This window comes from Streptomyces sp. NPDC022910 (assembly GCF_055561075.1).
In genome coordinates, this window is record NZ_JBVHHL010000059.1 from 1 (window position 1) to 17,689 (window position 17,689).

Annotated in this window: 17 protein-coding genes; 4 read left to right on the forward strand and 13 right to left on the reverse strand. The window is 69.5% G+C overall.

The features are described 5' to 3' along the window. The 4 genes from ACZ3TS_RS34935 to ACZ3TS_RS34950 all read left to right on the forward strand — a co-directional run. The coding region (locus tag ACZ3TS_RS34935; RefSeq protein ID WP_467625837.1) for a phosphotransferase family protein at window positions 1-883 on the forward strand (883 nt) is incomplete at its 5' end. Further along, window positions 873-1,904 carry a bifunctional GNAT family N-acetyltransferase/NUDIX hydrolase gene (locus tag ACZ3TS_RS34940; protein WP_467625839.1) on the forward strand — a complete coding sequence of 344 codons (1,032 nt, stop codon included), beginning with the start codon at window positions 873-875 and terminating at the stop codon, window positions 1,902-1,904. The genes ACZ3TS_RS34935 and ACZ3TS_RS34940, both read left to right, overlap by 11 nt. Window positions 1,905-1,924: 20 nt before the next feature. Further along, a complete protein-coding gene (locus ACZ3TS_RS34945; protein WP_467625840.1) occupies window positions 1,925-2,557 on the forward strand; it encodes a M15 family metallopeptidase in 633 nt (210 codons plus the stop codon). 596 nt (window positions 2,558-3,153) lie between these two features. After that, window positions 3,154-4,215, forward strand: a complete 1,062-nt coding sequence (locus ACZ3TS_RS34950; RefSeq protein WP_467625841.1) for a histidinol-phosphate transaminase — start codon at window positions 3,154-3,156, stop codon at window positions 4,213-4,215. A gap of 112 nt (window positions 4,216-4,327) precedes the next feature. Here the strand turns inward: ACZ3TS_RS34950 and ACZ3TS_RS34955 are convergent, their stop codons facing one another. From ACZ3TS_RS34955 to ACZ3TS_RS35015, 13 genes are all read right to left on the reverse strand, one after another. Next, window positions 4,328-5,092 (reverse strand): metallophosphoesterase family protein, encoded by a 765-nt coding sequence (locus ACZ3TS_RS34955; protein WP_467625843.1) that lies wholly within the window; start codon window positions 5,090-5,092, stop codon window positions 4,328-4,330. A 74-nt stretch (window positions 5,093-5,166) separates the two neighbouring features. Further along, entirely contained in the window at window positions 5,167-6,402 is a 1,236-nt protein-coding gene (locus ACZ3TS_RS34960; RefSeq protein WP_467625844.1) for an ATP-grasp domain-containing protein, read from the reverse strand. Further along, entirely contained in the window at window positions 6,399-7,172 is a 774-nt protein-coding gene (locus tag ACZ3TS_RS34965; RefSeq protein ID WP_467625846.1) for an inositol monophosphatase family protein, read from the reverse strand. Before ACZ3TS_RS34965 ends, ACZ3TS_RS34960 begins: the two co-directional genes overlap by 4 nt. 7 nt (window positions 7,173-7,179) lie before the next feature. Continuing rightward, a complete protein-coding gene (locus tag ACZ3TS_RS34970; RefSeq protein WP_467625847.1) occupies window positions 7,180-8,415 on the reverse strand; it encodes an ATP-grasp domain-containing protein in 1,236 nt (411 codons plus the stop codon). After that, window positions 8,412-9,584 (reverse strand): hypothetical protein, encoded by a 1,173-nt coding sequence (locus ACZ3TS_RS34975; RefSeq protein WP_467625849.1) that lies wholly within the window; start codon window positions 9,582-9,584, stop codon window positions 8,412-8,414. Before ACZ3TS_RS34975 ends, ACZ3TS_RS34970 begins: the two co-directional genes overlap by 4 nt. Beyond that, window positions 9,581-10,651, reverse strand: a complete 1,071-nt coding sequence (locus tag ACZ3TS_RS34980) for an amidohydrolase family protein (protein WP_467625850.1) — start codon at window positions 10,649-10,651, stop codon at window positions 9,581-9,583. The genes ACZ3TS_RS34975 and ACZ3TS_RS34980 overlap by 4 nt, the downstream gene beginning before the upstream one ends. Window positions 10,652-10,673: 22 nt before the next feature. Beyond that, entirely contained in the window at window positions 10,674-11,549 is an 876-nt protein-coding gene (locus tag ACZ3TS_RS34985) for a nucleotidyltransferase domain-containing protein (RefSeq protein ID WP_467625852.1), read from the reverse strand. Then, window positions 11,546-12,553: a hypothetical protein gene (locus ACZ3TS_RS34990; RefSeq protein WP_467625853.1), complete on the reverse strand. Its 1,008-nt coding sequence runs from the start codon at window positions 12,551-12,553 to the stop codon at window positions 11,546-11,548. Before ACZ3TS_RS34990 ends, ACZ3TS_RS34985 begins: the two co-directional genes overlap by 4 nt. Continuing rightward, window positions 12,550-13,821: an MFS transporter gene (locus ACZ3TS_RS34995; protein ID WP_467625854.1), complete on the reverse strand. Its 1,272-nt coding sequence runs from the start codon at window positions 13,819-13,821 to the stop codon at window positions 12,550-12,552. The genes ACZ3TS_RS34990 and ACZ3TS_RS34995 overlap by 4 nt, the downstream gene beginning before the upstream one ends. After that, window positions 13,818-14,510, reverse strand: coding sequence for a class I SAM-dependent methyltransferase (locus tag ACZ3TS_RS35000; protein ID WP_467625855.1), 693 nt, complete (start codon window positions 14,508-14,510; stop codon window positions 13,818-13,820). The genes ACZ3TS_RS34995 and ACZ3TS_RS35000 overlap by 4 nt, the downstream gene beginning before the upstream one ends. After that, window positions 14,507-16,558 carry an alpha-hydroxy-acid oxidizing protein gene (locus tag ACZ3TS_RS35005; RefSeq protein ID WP_467625857.1) on the reverse strand — a complete coding sequence of 684 codons (2,052 nt, stop codon included), beginning with the start codon at window positions 16,556-16,558 and terminating at the stop codon, window positions 14,507-14,509. The genes ACZ3TS_RS35000 and ACZ3TS_RS35005 overlap by 4 nt, the downstream gene beginning before the upstream one ends. Then, window positions 16,555-17,148: a thiamine pyrophosphate-dependent enzyme gene (locus tag ACZ3TS_RS35010; protein WP_467625858.1), complete on the reverse strand. Its 594-nt coding sequence runs from the start codon at window positions 17,146-17,148 to the stop codon at window positions 16,555-16,557. The genes ACZ3TS_RS35005 and ACZ3TS_RS35010 overlap by 4 nt, the downstream gene beginning before the upstream one ends. Before the next feature lie 6 nt (window positions 17,149-17,154). After that, entirely contained in the window at window positions 17,155-17,676 is a 522-nt protein-coding gene (locus tag ACZ3TS_RS35015; protein WP_467625860.1) for a thiamine pyrophosphate-binding protein, read from the reverse strand. Between the last annotated feature and the right edge of the window lie 13 nt (window positions 17,677-17,689).

Consider the following 17,689-nt stretch of genomic DNA (forward strand, 5'->3'; position numbering starts at 1 on the left):
CACGGAACTCGGCGTCGTACGGCGGCTTCTTCTTGGACCCCATGAATCCCAACTTCCCCTGCAATCACGGGCTCCACGCTACGAGGGGATGGTCACCTGGTACGTGAAGGTCCACCAGAACGACAAGTTCCACGGCAGGGAAGTACGGGGACTGCGAACGTGGGCACCGGCACTGGGCGCGGCCGCACCTCGACTGGTTGCCGCCGACGAGAAGCTGCTGGCGGTGGTACTCACCGCGGTGCCGGGCCGTCCGCTGCACGGCGCCGTCCTTGCCCCGGATCGGCAGAGGGCGGTCTTCCACCGGATCGGCGCGCTGGCCCGGCGCATCCACCAGTCCTCTCCCGCACGGCCCGCGCCTGCCGGCAGTGGCCCGGCCGTTGCCAAGGCCGACCGGCACCTGGCCGGAGCGCGGCCCCATCTGAACCCGGGCGATGAGGCGTTCGTCCGCAAGCTCGTCCGGCGGGCCGAGGATCTGCAGCCGCTGGAATGGGTGGAAACCCACGGGGACTTCCAGCTGCGCAACATCCTCTACACCCCCGACGCCGCAGATGAGGCGGACGATCCCGACGTCTTCGTGGCGGTGATCGATCTCGAGCGCAGTGAGCCGGGACCGGCCGTACGGGATCTGGTCCGCCTGTCCGACGCCTGGGTCGGCCGCCCCGACCTCTTCGAGGCGTTTCTGGCCGGGTACGGCAGGTCCCTGACCGCCGCCGAGGAGGCCCGGCTGGTCATCGACGCAGCTCTCGATTCCGTGAGCGGGATCGCGTACGGGGCCGCCCACGGTGATCCCGAGCTGGTCGAACGCGGCCACCGCACGCTGGCCCGGCTGCGGGCCAAGCACGACGCGACCCTCTCGTCGAAGGAGCAACCCGGTGCACGCTGATCCCACCTCCCCGCATGGCGAACGGCGCGCCGCTGAGAAATTCCTGGTGCGCGCGGCTGTGCCACAGGACGCCGCCGCCATCATCCAGCTGCGTTCCGCGTACATCCTGTCGACGCCACTGAGCGCTCAGTGGATCCGGCGGTGCGCGGACGAGCTGGCCGTCCGTCTGATGCCGGACGGCGACGCGCGCGCGTTCGTCATCGACTCCCCCACCGGTGGGCCGGTCGCCTGTGCTCTCGGGCTGATCCACCCGGTTCTTACTGCGCCGTCCTACCCGCACGGGCTGGCCGCTCGTGTGCAGATGGTCGCCACCCATCCCCAGTACCGTCGCTGCGGCTACGCGCGGGCCGTTGTCGGCACGCTCGTTGACCACTTGGCCGACGAACACATCACCCTATTCGAGCTGCACACCAGCGCGGAGGCTGCGCCGCTGTACCGGGAGCTCGGCTTCAGCGGCAGCCCGGCATTGATGCGGATGACCCGGCACAGCGAATGCGCCGTCGCGGCGCACGACGCGCAGCCGGAGGAGACGTGGGTGCCGCCGGAGCAGTATGCCCAGTCACTGCCCAAGGCGGTCGCGTTCGTGTGCCTGTACGTCACCGATGAGGAAGACCGGCCCCTGCAACTGCACTCCGTCTACTCCCCCTCCCATCCCTGGCACATGATCGGCGGCGCGATGGATCTGGGCGAGCGGCCCTGGGATGCGGCCGTGCGCGAGTGCCGGGAGGAGACCGGCATGAGCGTTAAGGGTCCGCCCCGGCTGCTGGCCACCGTGTACGGGCAGCCCCGGGCACAGCGCCCCTACAGCACCCTTCAGCTCGTCTTCGACGGCGGGCGTCTCACCGTCGAACAGATCCGCGCCATCACGCTCGACGCGCGCGAGCACGACGAGGCCCGTGTCCTGCCCCTTCAGCTGTGGCAGCCGCTGATGCCGAAAGGCGACTTCGCGCGACTCCGCGCGGTGGAGGAGGCCCGTCGTACTGGCGTGGCCGCATACGTCGACAGCTGGGGGAACGCATGAAAAGCGACGGCATTGTGTTGATGTCCGATTCGAGGGTCGCGGCGATCCCCGTGCAGGACCTTGGCGAGGCTTTGGTCGACGTCCGCGCACACGGCCTGACGGTCGATGACCGCAAACGCGACGCCACCGGGGCCTGGGCCTACGTCCGGCACGGAGTCCTCAGTCGGCTGCTGCACGCCCAGTCACTGCTGCCCGACGGGCTGCGGTTGTTGTTCATCGAGGGGTACCGGCCCCCGGCGCTGCAGCGGCAGTACTTCGAGGAGTACTCGAAGGAGCTCTCCCGCGCCAACCCCGGGTGGCCGCCGGCAGAGCTTCGTCAGGCCGCCAGCCGCTTCGTTTCGCCTCCGGAGATCGCGCCGCACTCCGCCGGCGCGGCCGTGGACGTGACGCTGACCGACCAACAGGGCCGCGAGCTGGACATGGGCACGCGCGTCAACGCCTCCCCGGAGGAGTCCGACGGCGCCTGCTACACCGACGCACCCGGCCTCAGCGACCGGGCCCGCACAAACCGGGCCGCGCTGGGCCGCGCGCTGTCCTCCGCAGGCTTGATCAACTACGGCACGGAGTGGTGGCACTGGTCGGTCGGAGACCGGTACTGGGCGCTGCAGACCAAGCAGCCGACCGCCTTCTACGGCCTCATCGAACTGCCCTGACACCGCACCACCACCCCGCATTTCACGAACGAGGAGTGATCCGTGGGATACACCCGGACTGACTGGTCCGAGCATTACACCGAGGGGCGAGGCTTCCGGCGGCTCGGGGACGAGGAGAAGGGCCTGCTCGTCGAGCACGCGCCGGCACCCGTGGACGGCCGCGCGCTCGACGTCGGCTGCGGAACCGGTTGTGTCGGCAAGCACCGTGTCCCACGCAAGTCGTGTCGCTTTACAACAGGGTTGAGGTGCTGGTGCGTGTCACAATGCGACACGTCAGCGTGTCCCTTTCTCAGCTGCTTCGTGTGGCAGACATCACGTCTTGTTCAACTCGGTAGTCGAGGAGGGACTCTACAGGTGGTGGCATCTCACCGGGCGATTCTGGTGCTGTCGGTCGGCACGACATGCCGTACAGGAAGAGAGAGCGGCCGTAGTCACAGTCACAGCTGCTCTGCACCCAGCTGCGTGGCTCATCGCCGTGCAGTTGAACGCATCTGGGAAGGCCACAGGATTCGTTCGTCATCCCGGCTATGGTGCGGCCCGTGCCATAGCTGGCTCGCCCCATGGACGCCGCATCAACCGGCCCGTACCTTCGGCGCATGGTTGATTCCCCGTTATCACTGTCGACCGGCCCCTACAACCTGTCGGCCAACGAGAACCCCTTCGCCCCGCTGCCAGGTGTGCTGGAAGCCGTGCGGGAAACGTCCGGAGAGCTGAATCGGTATCCCGACCCGGAGTGTGTGGAGCTCCGGGCCGCCCTCGCCCACGAGCTGCGGGTACCGGCCGAGCGAGTGGCTGTCGGCGCGGGCTCCGTCGCGCTGATACGGGACTTGCTGGCTGAGTATGCCGCGGGGCCGGACTGCGAAGTGGTGTTCGCGTGGCGCTGCTACGAGGGGTACCGCGCGGCGGTGCGGCTCGTGGGTGCGGTGCCCGTGCCGGTCCGGCTGCGCGGAGACCGGCACGACCTGCCAGCGATGGCTGACGCGGTCACCGAGCGGACCCGGCTGGTCGTCGTGTGCAACCCCAACAACCCGACTGGTACGGTCGTCGGCCGCACCGAGTTGGAGCGGTTCCTCGACCGTGTGCCCGGGCACGTACTCGTCGTGATCGACGAAGCGTACCGGGACTTCGCCTCCGGGCCGGACGCCCCTGACGCGGTCGGCACGTCAGGTCACCGGCCCAATGTGGTCATCGTCCGCACCTTCTCCAAGGCGTATGGATTGGCTGGGCTGCGTGTCGGTTACGCCATGGCGCCGAAACCGGTGGCCGCCGCGCTGCGGGCACGCGCGCTGCCGTACGGAGTGAGCGCTGCGGCCCAGCGGGCGGCCGTTGCGTCCTTGCGTGCGCGTGAGGCGCTGGGCCAGCGGGTGACGGAGCTCGTCCGGCGCCGCAGTCTGCTCATCGATGGGCTGCGCGCCCTGGGGCTGCATGTGCCCGAGAGCCACACCAACTTCGTGTGGCTCGGCCTCGGCGAGCACACCGGGGCGTTCGCCGACGCCTGCCAGGAGGTGGGGGTGCGGGTTAAGGCATTCCCTGGCGAAGGCGCACGAATCACGGTGGGTGAGCCGGAGTCCGTCGAGCTGGTGATCGCCGCCGCGTCCCGGTTGTCGCTCACGAGCGTCCACCGGGTCGCCGCGGACGCACGCTCGCGGGGGCAATGACGTTGCGTCAGGTCACCTCGTCTCGTGGCGATCGCCACGCATCAGGAGGCCAACCGAACCCAGGGAGCGGGTAATCGACGGACAGCCCCGCCGCGGGGCCGGTGACGTCAGATCAAGAGGAGGCCCGGCCGTCCCGAGGGCCGAACGTGCGGACTGCCTCGGCGTCAGTGGTGACCGCCCGGACGTAGTGCTCGGCCCAGGCGCGGCAGCCGTGGTAGCCCGACGCCGTGGCCACCCGGTCCACGGCGCTGTCGACGTCGAACGGGGTGTGACGCAACTGCACCTGCCCGCCGTGTAGCAGAGCCCAGGAGCTGCCGGCCCTGCCGTACGGCATGCCGATGCTGCCGGAGTTGATGACAAGGCGCTCGTCGACAAGGCGCATGAACGGCATATGAGTGTGACCGCACACCATGGTCCGTACGTCGTCGGGCAGTTCGGCGAAGACCTCCGCCCAGCGGTCCAGGCGGGTGTCGACGAGGACGACCTCGTCGTCGTCACGCGGTGTCCCGTGACAGAAAACGACCTTCCCGAAGCCGTCGACCTCCATGGTCACCGGGTGGGGGAGCTCCGCGAGGAACTTCACGTCCTCGTCCCGCAGCTGTTCGGCGGCCCACAGGTCGATCTCCCATGCCTGGTCGGCTGGGAACTCGCCCCGCGCCATCTCGACGAGCTCCCGGTCGGCGTTGCCGCGGACCAGGATCGCCCTGTCGCCGAGAGCACGCAGCCGGTCCAGTACCTCGACCGGCTGCGGACCGGCCGCGTGGTCACCGGTGATGACGATCAGGTCGGCCGCCATGACATCGGGCTCGTCTAATACCGCCTCCAGAGCCGGCAACACACCATGGATATCGGACAGGACAGCGACACTTGCGACCATGGGGTGGCCTTTCGACGACATCGGATATTGGGGCAGCTGTCGGCCATTCGCCTGGGCCGACGAGTACAGGGATCCTATGGATGTGCCTCGGTCACCTCCAGCCGGAAACGGGACAGCACTTCAGCCATTCGTTCCCGCACGATGCCCGAGTTCTCCCCCTCGACGTGCACGTAGCCGCTGGCGGCGTTGGAGGCCCGCGGCGGGTCAAGGCAGTCACCCACGGCAGCGGTGAGCGCGCCGGAGACCACACCGGGCAGGACCATCAGTTCCGCCAGGGACGAGATGTCCGAGACGACGCCACGACGGGTCGGCAGCAGCAGCTCGCCGACCGAACGGTCGCGGGTGTACGTGAGCGCCGGTCGGCGGCCCACATACACGTCCGCCACCGCGGCCAGCATGTCGAATCCGCGGGAAAGGCCATGACTGGTTGGCAGTTCGGCACCGCCCAGACGCGCAGCTATTTCCCCCATGACGAACGAGCCGTCGTCCTTGATGAAGAACTCGCCGTGCAGATAACCGGCGCGGAAACCGAGTGCGTCGGCAATCCGCTGCGCCACCGCACGCCCGTCGACCGGCGCCGACTCCGACGGGGCCAGCGTGATGTCGCCGTTGATCGCCCCGTCCAGAGTGTCCAGTACGGGAGCCGGGTTGACCGCAACGTAGGCGTCCTGCACCTCGCCCTCGTACACCAGCGCGCAGAGCTGGTGCTCAGTGCCCCGAACGTATTCCTCGGCGATCCACCGCCGGTCCGGGCGGCTCCTCAACGCCAGGTCGACCGCGGCCAGCCGGTCGGCGTCGACCTTCCATGTGTCCACCGCCGAACCGGAGACGGCAGGCTTGACGATGACGGGCCACCCATACCGGTCAGCGAACTCCTTCACCTCCGTGGCCGAGGTGACCGCGCGGAACCGCGCCGCCGACAGCTCCGCGGCGGCGAACAGCTCCTTCATAGCGAACTTGTCGGTGACCAGCCGCACCTGCCGGGGGGACAGGTGCGGAAGCCCGGCGGCGGCCGCGAACTGGTGCGCCAGGGGCTGCGCCGCCTCGTCGGGGTTGCAGAAGAACGCCGGACGCGGCAGGCCGAGGTCGGAGAGCCACCGCTGATAGCGCGCGGCCTCCTCTTCCGCCGGGACACCGGCGCGCAGGCGGAACGCGGGCCTGCCGTCCGGCACGTCGACCGTGGATGTCTCCGGACGCAGCAGAACCGTGTCGATGTCCGGCCGGTCCAGCACGTGCCGAGTGAAGCGCCGGCGTCGGCTGACCACCAACAACAGCGCGGGACGCCCTGAGCGGGGGCCGGGTGCGCTCATGCCACACCCTCGCTCACATGGGAGTGCTCCGCCAGCAGGCGCGCCAGCGAGCGCACCACCTCTGGCCGCCCCGAGATGTCGATCCGAGTGCGCCTCGGCGACCGTCTGTGCACCACGGTCCGGCCGCTGGCGTGAACCAGGCCATGGCCTGCGGCCGTGTCCCACCATGGGAGCGCCACCGAGACGTGCGCGTCCAGGGCGCCAGAAACCACCCGCAGCAGGTCGCACGCCGCCGAACCGGTGCGCGCCACCTCGTACCGCTGTCCCACCAGACCGAGGATCGCCTGGGCCTCGACGAGCTCGGCGGCACCATACGGGAGCGCGACGGCCACCCGCGCGCCCTTGGCCACGGCGGGTGGGTCCTGGGTGAAGTCGCCGTCGAGCGCGCCGTCACGCAGGGCCATCCACTGTCCGTCGGCGGGCCGGACAATCGCGGCGGCCAAGCACCCCGACCCGGACACCGCGGCGACGCTGACTGCGTAGTGCGGCGAGGCGCGGACGAAGTTCGCCGTCCCATCGAGCGGATCGACGATCCAGGTCACCCCGGTGTGGCCGGGCCGGTAACCGGACTCCTCCGCGAGGACCGCGTCGCCGGGCCGCACCCTGCTCAGCAGGTCCGTGATGACCGACTCCGCCCTGAGGTCCGCCTCAGTCAGCAGATCCTCCGGGCCGCTCTTCCGGCTCACACGGAGCCCCTGGCGGACTGTGGCGCGGATCTCCGTCGCCGCGCGCTGCGCCATCGTGATCGCGAACCGTTCGATCTCCGCCATGGTCACCTCACCCCTGCTTCCCGCTCCCGCCGCGCAGCCTGTCCTGGAGCATGTCGATCACCTGGTCGAGACGGGACGTGACCTCGGCCTCGGACTGCCCCCGAACGGTGACCGTGGCCGCCGCCTGGTTCCAGCCCGTGGGCCGCGGCATTACGTCACCGACCTGGAAACGCAGCTGGGCGTCGATGATCCAGTCGGTGGCCGGTGGCGTCAGGTCGGTCTCCAGGCGACCGGACGGGGCGTACACCAGCGCGTACCCGGTGAGGTGGTCGGCCGGGGGCGCAGGTCGGGCGATCTCCTCGCCCAGGTGCGCCTGGACGGCTATCTCGTCGAGGTTGAGGCCGGTGCGCGAGTGGAAACCAGGGATGATGCCGCCGCCGCCCGGACGGCCGCCGATCTCGCAAAAGACCACCTCATCTTCGTTCAGGAACACCTCGTGGTGGGTGACGCCGCTGAAGTACGGGTAGCAGGCCAGCACTTCACGGTTGAAGCGCAGGAGCCGGTCGAGCGTCTCCCCCGGACCGACGGCTACGTCCCGGAAGGCACCGAGGTGCCGGTAGGACGTTGTCTCCTCGATGCTCCGGCCAGCGGTCGCGGCGAGCGGCACGCCCTCGCTGACCACGCTGTCGATGTGGAAGAGGGTGCCGTCAATGCGCTCCTCCACTTCGTAGGTGTCGGGGGTAATGCCGGAGCGATCCGCCTCGGCTAGGAATCGGCTCAGGTCGTCGGGGCCGTCCAGGAAGGCGATCCCAGCGGAGCTCTCGCCGCGACGTGGTTTCGCCACCACCCTCCCGTGTCGGGTGAGGAGGCGCTGTGCGGCGCTCTCGGTGAAAGGCGCGTAGTCGGGGACGCGGATGCCGTGCTCCCACAGCCGGTCCTTCATCGTGACCTTGTCGCGGTAGCCCAGGACCTGCTCTTCCGTGGGCCCCGGCACCCCCAGCTTGTCCCGCAGCCTAGCGGCGGCCAGCAGCAGGCCCTCGCTGATGGCCACGACGCGCTCCACGGGGTGCCCGTAGGCACCGTGGTGGAAAAGCGCCGCAGCCTCCAGCAGTGCGTCGTCGCCGCGGGGAATGCCGACGACCGAGGCCAGTTCGTCACCACGCGCCTGGTCCAGCTTCCGGATGTCGGTGACGAGGTGGACGCGGTTCCGGTCCGCTGGCAGGAACTTCCGACCGTCGGTGTCCTGGTAGTAGTGGTAACCGATGTGGTCGATCACCAGCACGTGCCTCGGTTGGCCGCTCATCGCGGGCAGTACTCCGCGTAGCGCGCGGCCAGTTCGTCTGCCGCTTCCTCCACGTCGGCGAGAGCCAGCTGTTTGCAGGTGTAGCCGAGTTCCTCCCGCATGATCTCCACGGACTCGTCGGTGAATTCCACGAGCCCGTCCTCCGCGATCCGGGAGATCCCGTCGTGGCGCTGCCCGTCGCGGTTGATCTCTGTGGCTTCCCGCTCACCGAGCTGTGGCGGCAGGTCGAGTGCGGTCCCTTCCCGGGTGATCCGTACCGGGAAGCCGCCGGGCAGGCCATGCCAGCCGGGTACGTGCACTGTGGCCTCGAAACCGGCGGCCAGCGGCTCAAGCACGCCTAGCGCGGACGCCGCAGTCATCAGCTGTCCCTGACGGCCCCCGGTCCTGCGGTACTCGGTGCGCATCGATTGAAACATCGTGTCCATCGGCAGCTGGTCGGTGACCTCCATGCCGCCCCGCCAGAAGGTCAGATCGTAGGCCGCGCCGCCACTGTCGCCGGTACGGGAGATGCGGTGGCTGATGAAGTGGTGTGCCACGAAACGCGGCTGTACATCGGCGGGAGCGCACCCGAGGTGCCGGGCCGCGATCATCCTGAGCGCGGGTATGGAGTTCGCTACGTTACCGATGCCGAGCGCCGGGCTTAGGCCGGCCCCGGCGAGGGCGGGGTGCACCGCGTCCGGGTAGGAGGCGTTCACCACGACCGCTCTGGTGCCCGAGGCACGTACTGCCTTCATGAGCTTGAGCACCGGGTCCAGGTGCATGGGCAGCCAGGGCCCGAAGTGGGCGGCGCTGACGCGTGCGAAGCGGTCGGCGGGGAGTTCGGAGATGACGTACCAGGACTGTCGGCTGGCCGCCGAGAAGATGATGTCGGGATAGAACCGCGAGATGGCCTCCGCGGTGCCAGGCATGTCGGCTAGATCCTGCACGAGGGGGTCGACCGGGCAGTGTCGGCCCAGCTGCGTCGCGGCGAGCGACACCATGTTCGCGGTGCGTACAACCGCTTCCCCGTCGCGCCCCAGGAGTGCCAGGTGCCGGGGCTGCGATGTGGCGGTTAGCCCATGCAGGACACGCACCGACAGATCGCCGCAGCCCACGACGAGGATGCGGACGGGACGGTCGTGGTCCCGCCGCACGCGGTCGTCAAAACCCAGCGTCAGCACCGAGCTCATGACGTCGCTCCGGACAGGCCGGGTACGAACCGGGCGGTGTTCGCGGCCAGTTTCTCCGGCGGGCAGAGGTCGGAGAAGCGTGCCAGCCAGCCGGCGGCTTCCACAGTGTCCCAGTGCGGATAGTCCGAGCCGAAGAGCACGGAGTCGGCGCCGAGCTGCCGCACGGCCCAGGCCACGTGCTCCTCGTCGGGGTCCGGTACCACGGCGAAGTGGCGGCTGAAGATCTCGGACGGGGTGGTCACGGAGCCGGTAAGCCGCCGGGTGTGACTGGTCAGCCGCCCCAGCACGCTGGGTATCCAGGCGATGCCGGACTCCAACATGACGATGCGAAGGTCGTCGGGGAGCCCGTCCGGCCGGGTGACCAGGTCGGCCAGGGCGATCATGTGCTCGCCCATGTGCCCGAAGGCGTGGGTCATGGCGTAGTCCTCGTAGGCGTCGGCCAGCGGGGACCACTGAAAGCAGCCGGTGCCCCCGTGGACGAACAGCGGCAGCCCTAGCCGCGCCACCGTCCGCAGCAGCGGCGTCACAGCGGGGGAGTTGAGACGGACCGACGGGGTGCGGCCGGTCGGCCGGACCACCACGGCCACCAGGTTCTCGTCGCGTTCGTTCTCGGCGTACCTGAGCAGGGTCTCCTCGCTCCACCGGGGGTCTTCGACCGAGGCGAGGAAGGCCCACTTCAGAGACAGCGGGGAGCGGGCGCAGGAACGCGAGGCCAGCCGGTTGTAGCCGTCGAACAGCCGGATCCTGGTCGTCTCGTCGTCGACGGCCTGTACCGACAGGCCGACGAAGCCGGGCTGGAGGACGGCGGCGGCGATGTTGTGCTTGGCCATGAAGACGGCCCGATCTTCGTCCTCACCGGAGCCGATGAGGTGGCCGAGGCCCTTGGGGTTGCCGTGCCCCGGGCCGCTCGGCTTGGGAAACAGCCGGTCGCCGAGCCTGAGCCGAGTGGTGCCCGCCTCGGTTACCACCTCGGGGGCCTCTGCGGGGGAGAAACCGATCTCCGACCAGAGCTCGGGCAGGTGGTCGGTGAAGTGCGTGTCGCAGTCGTAGAGCTGGATGTCCGGCATGGTTGACGCCTTCCTTCTCGTTCTATCGGTTGCTATTACGCGCGGGGGCCTGGCCCGGGCGGCTGGGGCCCATGTGTTCGCCCCTGGCGAGCCAGTCGAGTCCGTCGTCCACGTCGACCCCCAGGTCGTCCGCGACCTGACGCACCACGGACTCGGTCAGCCGGCTGGCGGAAAGCTCGGCCAGCCGCTCGCGTGCCGTGTTGTCGATGACGCCGGCTTCGTTGAGCAGGCGTTTGGTAATGGGGTACCAGCGGCCCCGTGAGATCAGCCTGGAGTGCGCGATCGAGGTGGCCGCGGCGAGCATGTGCTCCAGGGCGCCCAACAGTTCGCCCGCTGCGACATGGTCGATCGCTAGCAGCAGGGCGCAGGAGGCGCGCCCCCGCCACCACGGCACCGCGGCGGCGACAAGCGCGTCGGGGCAGGCCGGGGCGTCCACGTCGCCGTGGACAGGCGCGGAGAGTGCGGCTTCGCTCAGCAGGATGTACGAGGGCACGCCGCCCGCAGTCTTAGGATAGGAATGCACGGTGAACGTCCCCCGGACGGCCCGGTCCTCCTCCTGCCGCAGATGGGCCAGCGGCCGGAGGCAGACGTCGATCCTGGGAGAGACCGGAACCGTGAACTCCGTCTCCTGAAACGGGTGCTCCGGGTTCGCGGTGTGCAGCTCAAACCGGTCCCCGGATCCGGCACTGGGCGGCAGCAGTCGGCGCAGCTCGCCGCAGGCCGGGAGCGTGTCTGTGTAAGCGAGGATGTCCCAGTCGCTGTCGGGCCTGGTGGGTTTGCCCCGTGCGCGCGAGCCGGCGACGCGGACTGACCGTACCGCGGGGAGCGCGGCCAGGCCGTCGACGACGTCGCGGACAGCCGGGGGAAGTTCGGGGGCCTTCAGCTCCGCCGTGCTCATGTCTGCGCCTCCTGTACGTGACCCTGTTCCGTCTGGGTGTGACCCGGTTCGGCCTGGACCTGGCGCTGTCCGGCCCTGGTGTGGTCCCGCGCTCGTTCGGGACCGTGCTCCGCCTCCGCGTAGCCCTGTCCCGCCAGGTAGTCAACGGCCGTACGGCCGTAGGGAGCGGCGCCGAGTCCGCGCAGCAGGGCGGCGGAGCACTCGTCGAACCGGGTGAAGAGCGTGGGACCGGGCTCCATGCCGTGGTCCAAGAGGCTCCCTGCCTCCTTGAACAGCCGTGACGGCCGAGACCCGGTCGCGAGGACGGCGCCGATGTTGCGGCCGAGGTTCTTCACCTCGTGCAGAACACGGCCCTCGGCGGCCAACGCGCTGATAAGGAGGTGTTCGACGGCCAGCCGGAAGAGGACCGAGGCGTCGAGCGGCAGCCTGTCGGCATGGGCCGTCATCGCCTTGCAGCGGAAGTGGTCGGCCGTGAGATAGGTAGTGGCGCAGTGGAAGGCGGGTAGCCACCGCACCCGCGTACGCTGCCGCCAGCGCTCCACCGTCTCCGGTCCGTGGAGCACCCGGCCGCTGCGGAGCCTGGCGAGGAAGCGGATCTCCAGTACATCGAGTACGGGGAGCTCCAGGTCGGGGGTGGACGGGTCCTGGATCCGGGACATGCCGGAGGCGAGTTCGGCCAGGTCGCGCAGGGGGCGTGCCCGCAGGACGTCCATGTTGACCACGGGGTCGCCGGAGAACAGGTGGTTGCGGGCCAGGCTCATCGGCCGCAGCACGGACCCGGTGCTCTCGTGATCCGGTGTCCAGTCGTCCGGCGCATCGAGCACCAGCACGTTCACGTTGGAGCCGCGCATGGCCACGCCCTCAGCGGTGGACCCGGTCAGCAGGACACCGCTCTCCTCCGGCCAGGGGAAGCGCCGACCAAGCAGCGCGGTGATGTCGTCGGCGGTGGCGCCGGTTGTGCCTTCGAGGGCGGCGGCCGTGGTGATGTCGGTGTCGTCGCTCAAGGGTTCCTCATCTCCGGTATGCGCCGTGCCTGCCGGACAACCAGCACGGCTGGGACGCAGATCAACCCGCCCACGGCAGCCACCAACAGCGTCGTGTCGGTGGAGGTGATTTCGGCGAACGCGCCAGTCAGCGAGTACGAGATCGGCACCAGTACCTGGGACAGCGCCCAGTCGATCCCGAACATGCGCGCCACGTAGGCGCGTGACACGGCGCTCTGGAGGAGCGCCCCCCAAAGAACCGCGGAGACAGCGAGCGCCGCGTTGATCACGAAGCTCCCGATCAGCGCGGGCACGAGCGAGGCGTCGAAGGCGAACCCCACGAGCCCGCCGGCCATGCCTCCCCACGCGAGGTAGAGCCAGAGCAGCGTCCGCCGATCCAGTGACCTCCCACCGACGAGGAGCGCGCCGCTGATCTGGCCGACTCCGCCGACGGCCAGCACCAGCCCGTAGGTCTCCGCGCCGTGTGCCGCGTCGCCGTGGAGAATGAAGGGCACGAGGACGTTCCATGGCCCCATCACACAGATCACGGTCACCGCTCCCGCCGCGAACGCATAGAGCAGCCACTTGTGCCGCCACACGTAGCGAAAGCCGTCGAGGCTCTCCGCCAGCAGGCTCCTGGGCTCCTGCTGTTCCAGCGGCTTACGTTCGGCGCTCACCTTGAGCAGGAAGCCGAATGACACGACGAAGGTCAGCGAGTCCACCACGAAGACCCAGTCGGCGCTGGACCTGGCGACCATCGCGCCGCCGAGGGCCGGCCCGATCAGCCGCCACATCAGGGGGCGGATGACCTGGTCGACGGAGTTGGCACCGACCAGGTGCTCCGCCGGTACCAGCGCCTGCACCATGGTGTTGAACGCCGGTATGAAGGCGGCCTCCGCAGCGGAGAAAACGGCCAGCCCCACGTAGAGGTGCCAAATGGTGAGCAAGTCCGCCAGGCTCAGCAGCCCGATCGACGCCAGTACGACCGCGCGCAGCAGATCACCCGCGAGCATCACCCTTCGGGCCCCGTACTTGTTCACCCAGGTACCGGCGAGAAGGGCGGCGGGCAGGGCGGTCACCGCCATCACTACGCCGATCGCGGCCAGCGCCGTGGTGGTGTCGCTCAGCGACAGCACCAGCCATGGCAGGGCGACGAACATCATGCCGTCGCCGAGGAGAGAGACGGCGAACCCCGCCCACAGGTACCGGAAGTTCCTCTCCCTAAACGGCTGGAGCTGCGCCGGCTGGCCGATCCGCGCCAGTAGCGCCGACTGGCGCTCTCGCGTCACTTGGGCCCCCCTGCCTCCCTGGGCAGCTCGAACAGGCAATGCCAGTGGAACGATCCGGGAGCCGAGTGCTCCTCGTCGTGTGCCTGGAGCAGCGCCGCCGGCTCGTTGAGAGCGATCAGCTCCGAGGCGTCGCAGTAGAAGTGCGGATGCACCTTGTCGTCCAACGCCTCTGGCTGCACAAAGGCGCCCGAACCGACTGCGATCCCCTTGCCGTGGTTGTGGTTGCGGCGCGAGAGCATGGTCAACTGGTACAGACCCCCAGGCCGCAACACCCGGTGGATCTCGCGTACGTGGCTCCGCACCGCGTCCCGGTCGCCGTGGTAGATCGCGTTGTAGGCCAGTACGTAGTCGAAGTGGTCGTCCGGATAAGGCAGGTGGTTCATCGGCCCGATCCGGAGGTCGACGTCCACGCCCGCCTCTTCGGCCGCTGCCCGACTCTGCTCGATCGCGGTGTCGCTCGCGTCGACCGCCCAGCATGTGAAGCCGGACCGGGCGAAGAAGACGGCGTGTCGCCCGACCCCGCAGGCCAGGTCCAGCACGTCCCGTACCTTGCGATCGCGCAGCAGGCCGAGGGTGTCCGCAACCCAGGGGTCGACCGTAGACCAGTCGGCTCGGCCACTGCTGGTCTTCCAGACCTCGTCCCAGTGGCGGTGCGCTGTGGTGCTGCCGCTCGTGTTCGGTGTGGTCATGCCTGCTCCCGTGAACTGGCCAGTTCGTGGCCAAGGTCGGTGACGGCCGGAGCCCCGAGGAGGGCCATGGCGTGGTCCAGTTCGGTCAGCAGGGAGGCGAGTTCCTTCGCGGCGCCTTCCCGGCCGCCCGACGCGAGGCCCCACAGCACCGGCCTGCCGATGAGGACGGCGCTCGCGCCGAGGCTCAGCACGGACGCGATGTGCGCCCCGCTGCGGACCCCGGAGTCGAACAGGACAGGCACCCGGTCGCCCACCGCCGACACCACGGCAGGCAGCGCATCCACCGACGCCAAGTGCCGGTCGGACTGCCGGCCGCCGTGCGTGGACACTTGTATCGCGTCGGCGCCCGCGTCCACGGCGCGTTCGGCATCCGCAGGGTGCAGGATCCCTTTGACGATCAGAGGGAGACGGGTACGCGACCGGAGGCTCGCCAGGTCCGCCCAGGACACGGCAGGGTCGGGGAAGAGCTCTGATACCAGGTCTGCCGAGGTGAGCGAGGGCGTGCGTTTCCTGCGGTGCTCGAGGAGGCCGAGGAACGACGGGTCCCGCACGATGGCGGGCGGTGCCGCGTCGAACCGGCTGAACTTGTTGCGGGCGTCCCGGCTGCGGCGGCCCACGACCGGCACGTCCACGGTGCAGACCACCGCGCCCGCCCCGGCCTCCTCGGCCCTGCGCAGCATCGACCAGCTGATCTCACGCTCCCGTAGCAGGTAGATCTGCTGCCACAGGCCCGGTGCGGCAGGTGCGACCTCCTCGACGGGCCGCGAGCTGAACATCGACAGGGTGAAGCCGAGACCGAGCGAGTTGGCGGCCCCTGCGGTGGCCACCTCGGCGTCCGGGTGGCACAGGGCTTGAAGCCCCATAGGTGTCACCAGGACCGGTGCGGCCAGCCGCCTGCCGAACAGCTCGGTGGTGGTGCTCCGCTCCGAGACGTCACGCAGGACCCGCGGGGTGAGTGTGATGGCGTCCAGATGCTCCACGTTGCGCTGCATCCCCGACTCGTCCCCCGCACCGCCCGCGCAGTAGTCGAAGGCCGCCTCGGCCATCAGCTGCCGGGCCCGTTCACGGTCGGTCGGCGCGGCCGCCGCAGCTGAGCTAGTGGGTCCGGCGCCCTCCGTCGCTGTGACGGCGCCGCCGGGCCGCCGCTCATCCGCCGGATCGGCCCCAGGCTCCTGCACGTCCGGTGCCTGACCGCCGGATGCCTGCCCGTCCGATGCCCGCGCGCCGGACCCCGGCTCGGACCCAGCCAGTCGGCCCCGCTCGGTCAACTCGAACAGTCGCTCCACGTCTGCGAGTTCCGACGAGACCGAGGTCAGCCGCCGGGAGCTCATCACCTCCTGCAGCACCCGAGAGGTCCCTGCTATCAAGTTCCGCATGATCACATTGGCGAAGAGGACTGTCACCGGGCCGTACGCCGCGAACGCCTCGGCATCGGTGTGGGGCAGCACCGTAGGCGCCAGCACCATAGGTCGCAGCGGGGCGATCTTCTCCACCACTGGGAGCAGCTGGTCGGCACTCGCCCGGTTGGCCTGCGCGAACAGAGCATCCGCGCCAGCGGCCGCGTAACGCTGCAGCCGCTCGACTGCCGCGTCCGTTCCCTGACCAGCCACCAGCGCTTCGGTTCTGGCAATGACCTTCAGCGAGCGGCGGGTGGCTACCATGGCCGAAATCCGGTCGGCGAAGACGTTCGGGTCCAGCAGCTCCCTGCCGCCGAAGCGGTCGTCGAGCGAGTTCCGCTTGGGGAAGAGGTTGTCCTCCACGCAGATCGCGTCGGCGCCGGCCTCCTCGTACAGCTTGGTCGCCAGGACGGCAAGTTCGTCGCTCCCCCGGCCTGTGTCGGCGTCGACGTAGATCGGCAGTGAGGTCACGGCCCGCACCGAGCGGATGATCCCGGCGATTTCCTGCGGCTCCAGGACCTCCCGGTCCGGTACTCCGCGGCTGGTGGACATCTCCAGACTGCCGAGCCAGAGGACGTCGGCGCCGGCCTCCTCCGCCAGCAGCGCCGTGATGGGGCTGTGTACACCTATACCCATGCGCAGGTCGTTCATGGGGTCACCTCGTTTCGTAAGGTGTCGCGTGTGCGGTAGTGGGCGGTGAACCGGGCGGTGATGTCCGCCGGGTGGTATGGGACCCGAGGGGGTGGTGGCCCGGAGTCGGCTGCCGTGCGTACGTGGATGAACCCGGGCTGCTTCGCGCCGACCGCCTCAGACAGTGCTTCGGAGAACGCCTCGGGATCCGTCACCGACACCGACGTCGCGTACCGGGCGGCCTGGGCGACCCCGACGAAGGAGAAGCCGGGCGCGGGCGACCGCTGCCCACCGGTGCTCTCGTAGACCTGGTTGTCAAGAACGATGTGCACGAGCGGCCCGCGCGCGGCCGGGGCCAGCGCCATGGCGGACATGCCCATGAGGGTGTTCCCGTCGCCCTCTACCGCGAGCGCGATCCTGCCCGACCGCCGGGAGAACCCAATAGCCAGGGGCAGCGCGAGGCCCATGCTGCCCATCATGTAGAAGTTCTCGTCCCGGTCGGCGATCGCGTGCAGCGCCCGCGGATTGAGCCCGTTGCCGATGAACACTGCCGCATTCTCGACCCCGGCCGTATGGGCGATCCGGGCGAGAGCATCGTCTCTAGTCAGCATCTGTTCTCACTCACCTTCCGGCGCGCACAGCACCGCGACGGGGCCACGGACAAAGACCGCTTCCTTCAACGCCACGCGCAGTTGTTCCGCGATGTCCGCGGTGTCGCCGAACCGGCAGCGCAGGACCGAGATACCGAGGGCTTGGAGCATGGCGGGGGCTGGCTGGCCGATCACGTTGTGGTGGGGCACGTCGCGGCCGTCGTGTCCGGCCCAGGAGACCAGCAGCACCACCGGCACCCGGTAGACCAGCGCCAGACTGGTCAGGGCGTCGACGCAGGTCCCGAGCCCGGCGCTCTTCATGAACACCAGCGGTGTCGCACCGGCGAGGTGAGCCCCGACTGCGAGTCCGACGCAGTTGTCCTCGCGTGTCCCGGGCAGGAAGCACTCATCGGCCCGCTCGTGCGCAGCCAGCGCGCTCAGAAAACCGGCCAGATAGGAGTCCGGCACGCCTGTGATGAAGTCGTACCCCGCTGCGAAGACCTCGTCGATCAGCGCAGAGTTCTCAGCTGCCTGCTGTGTGGCACTCACGTTCAAGACCGCG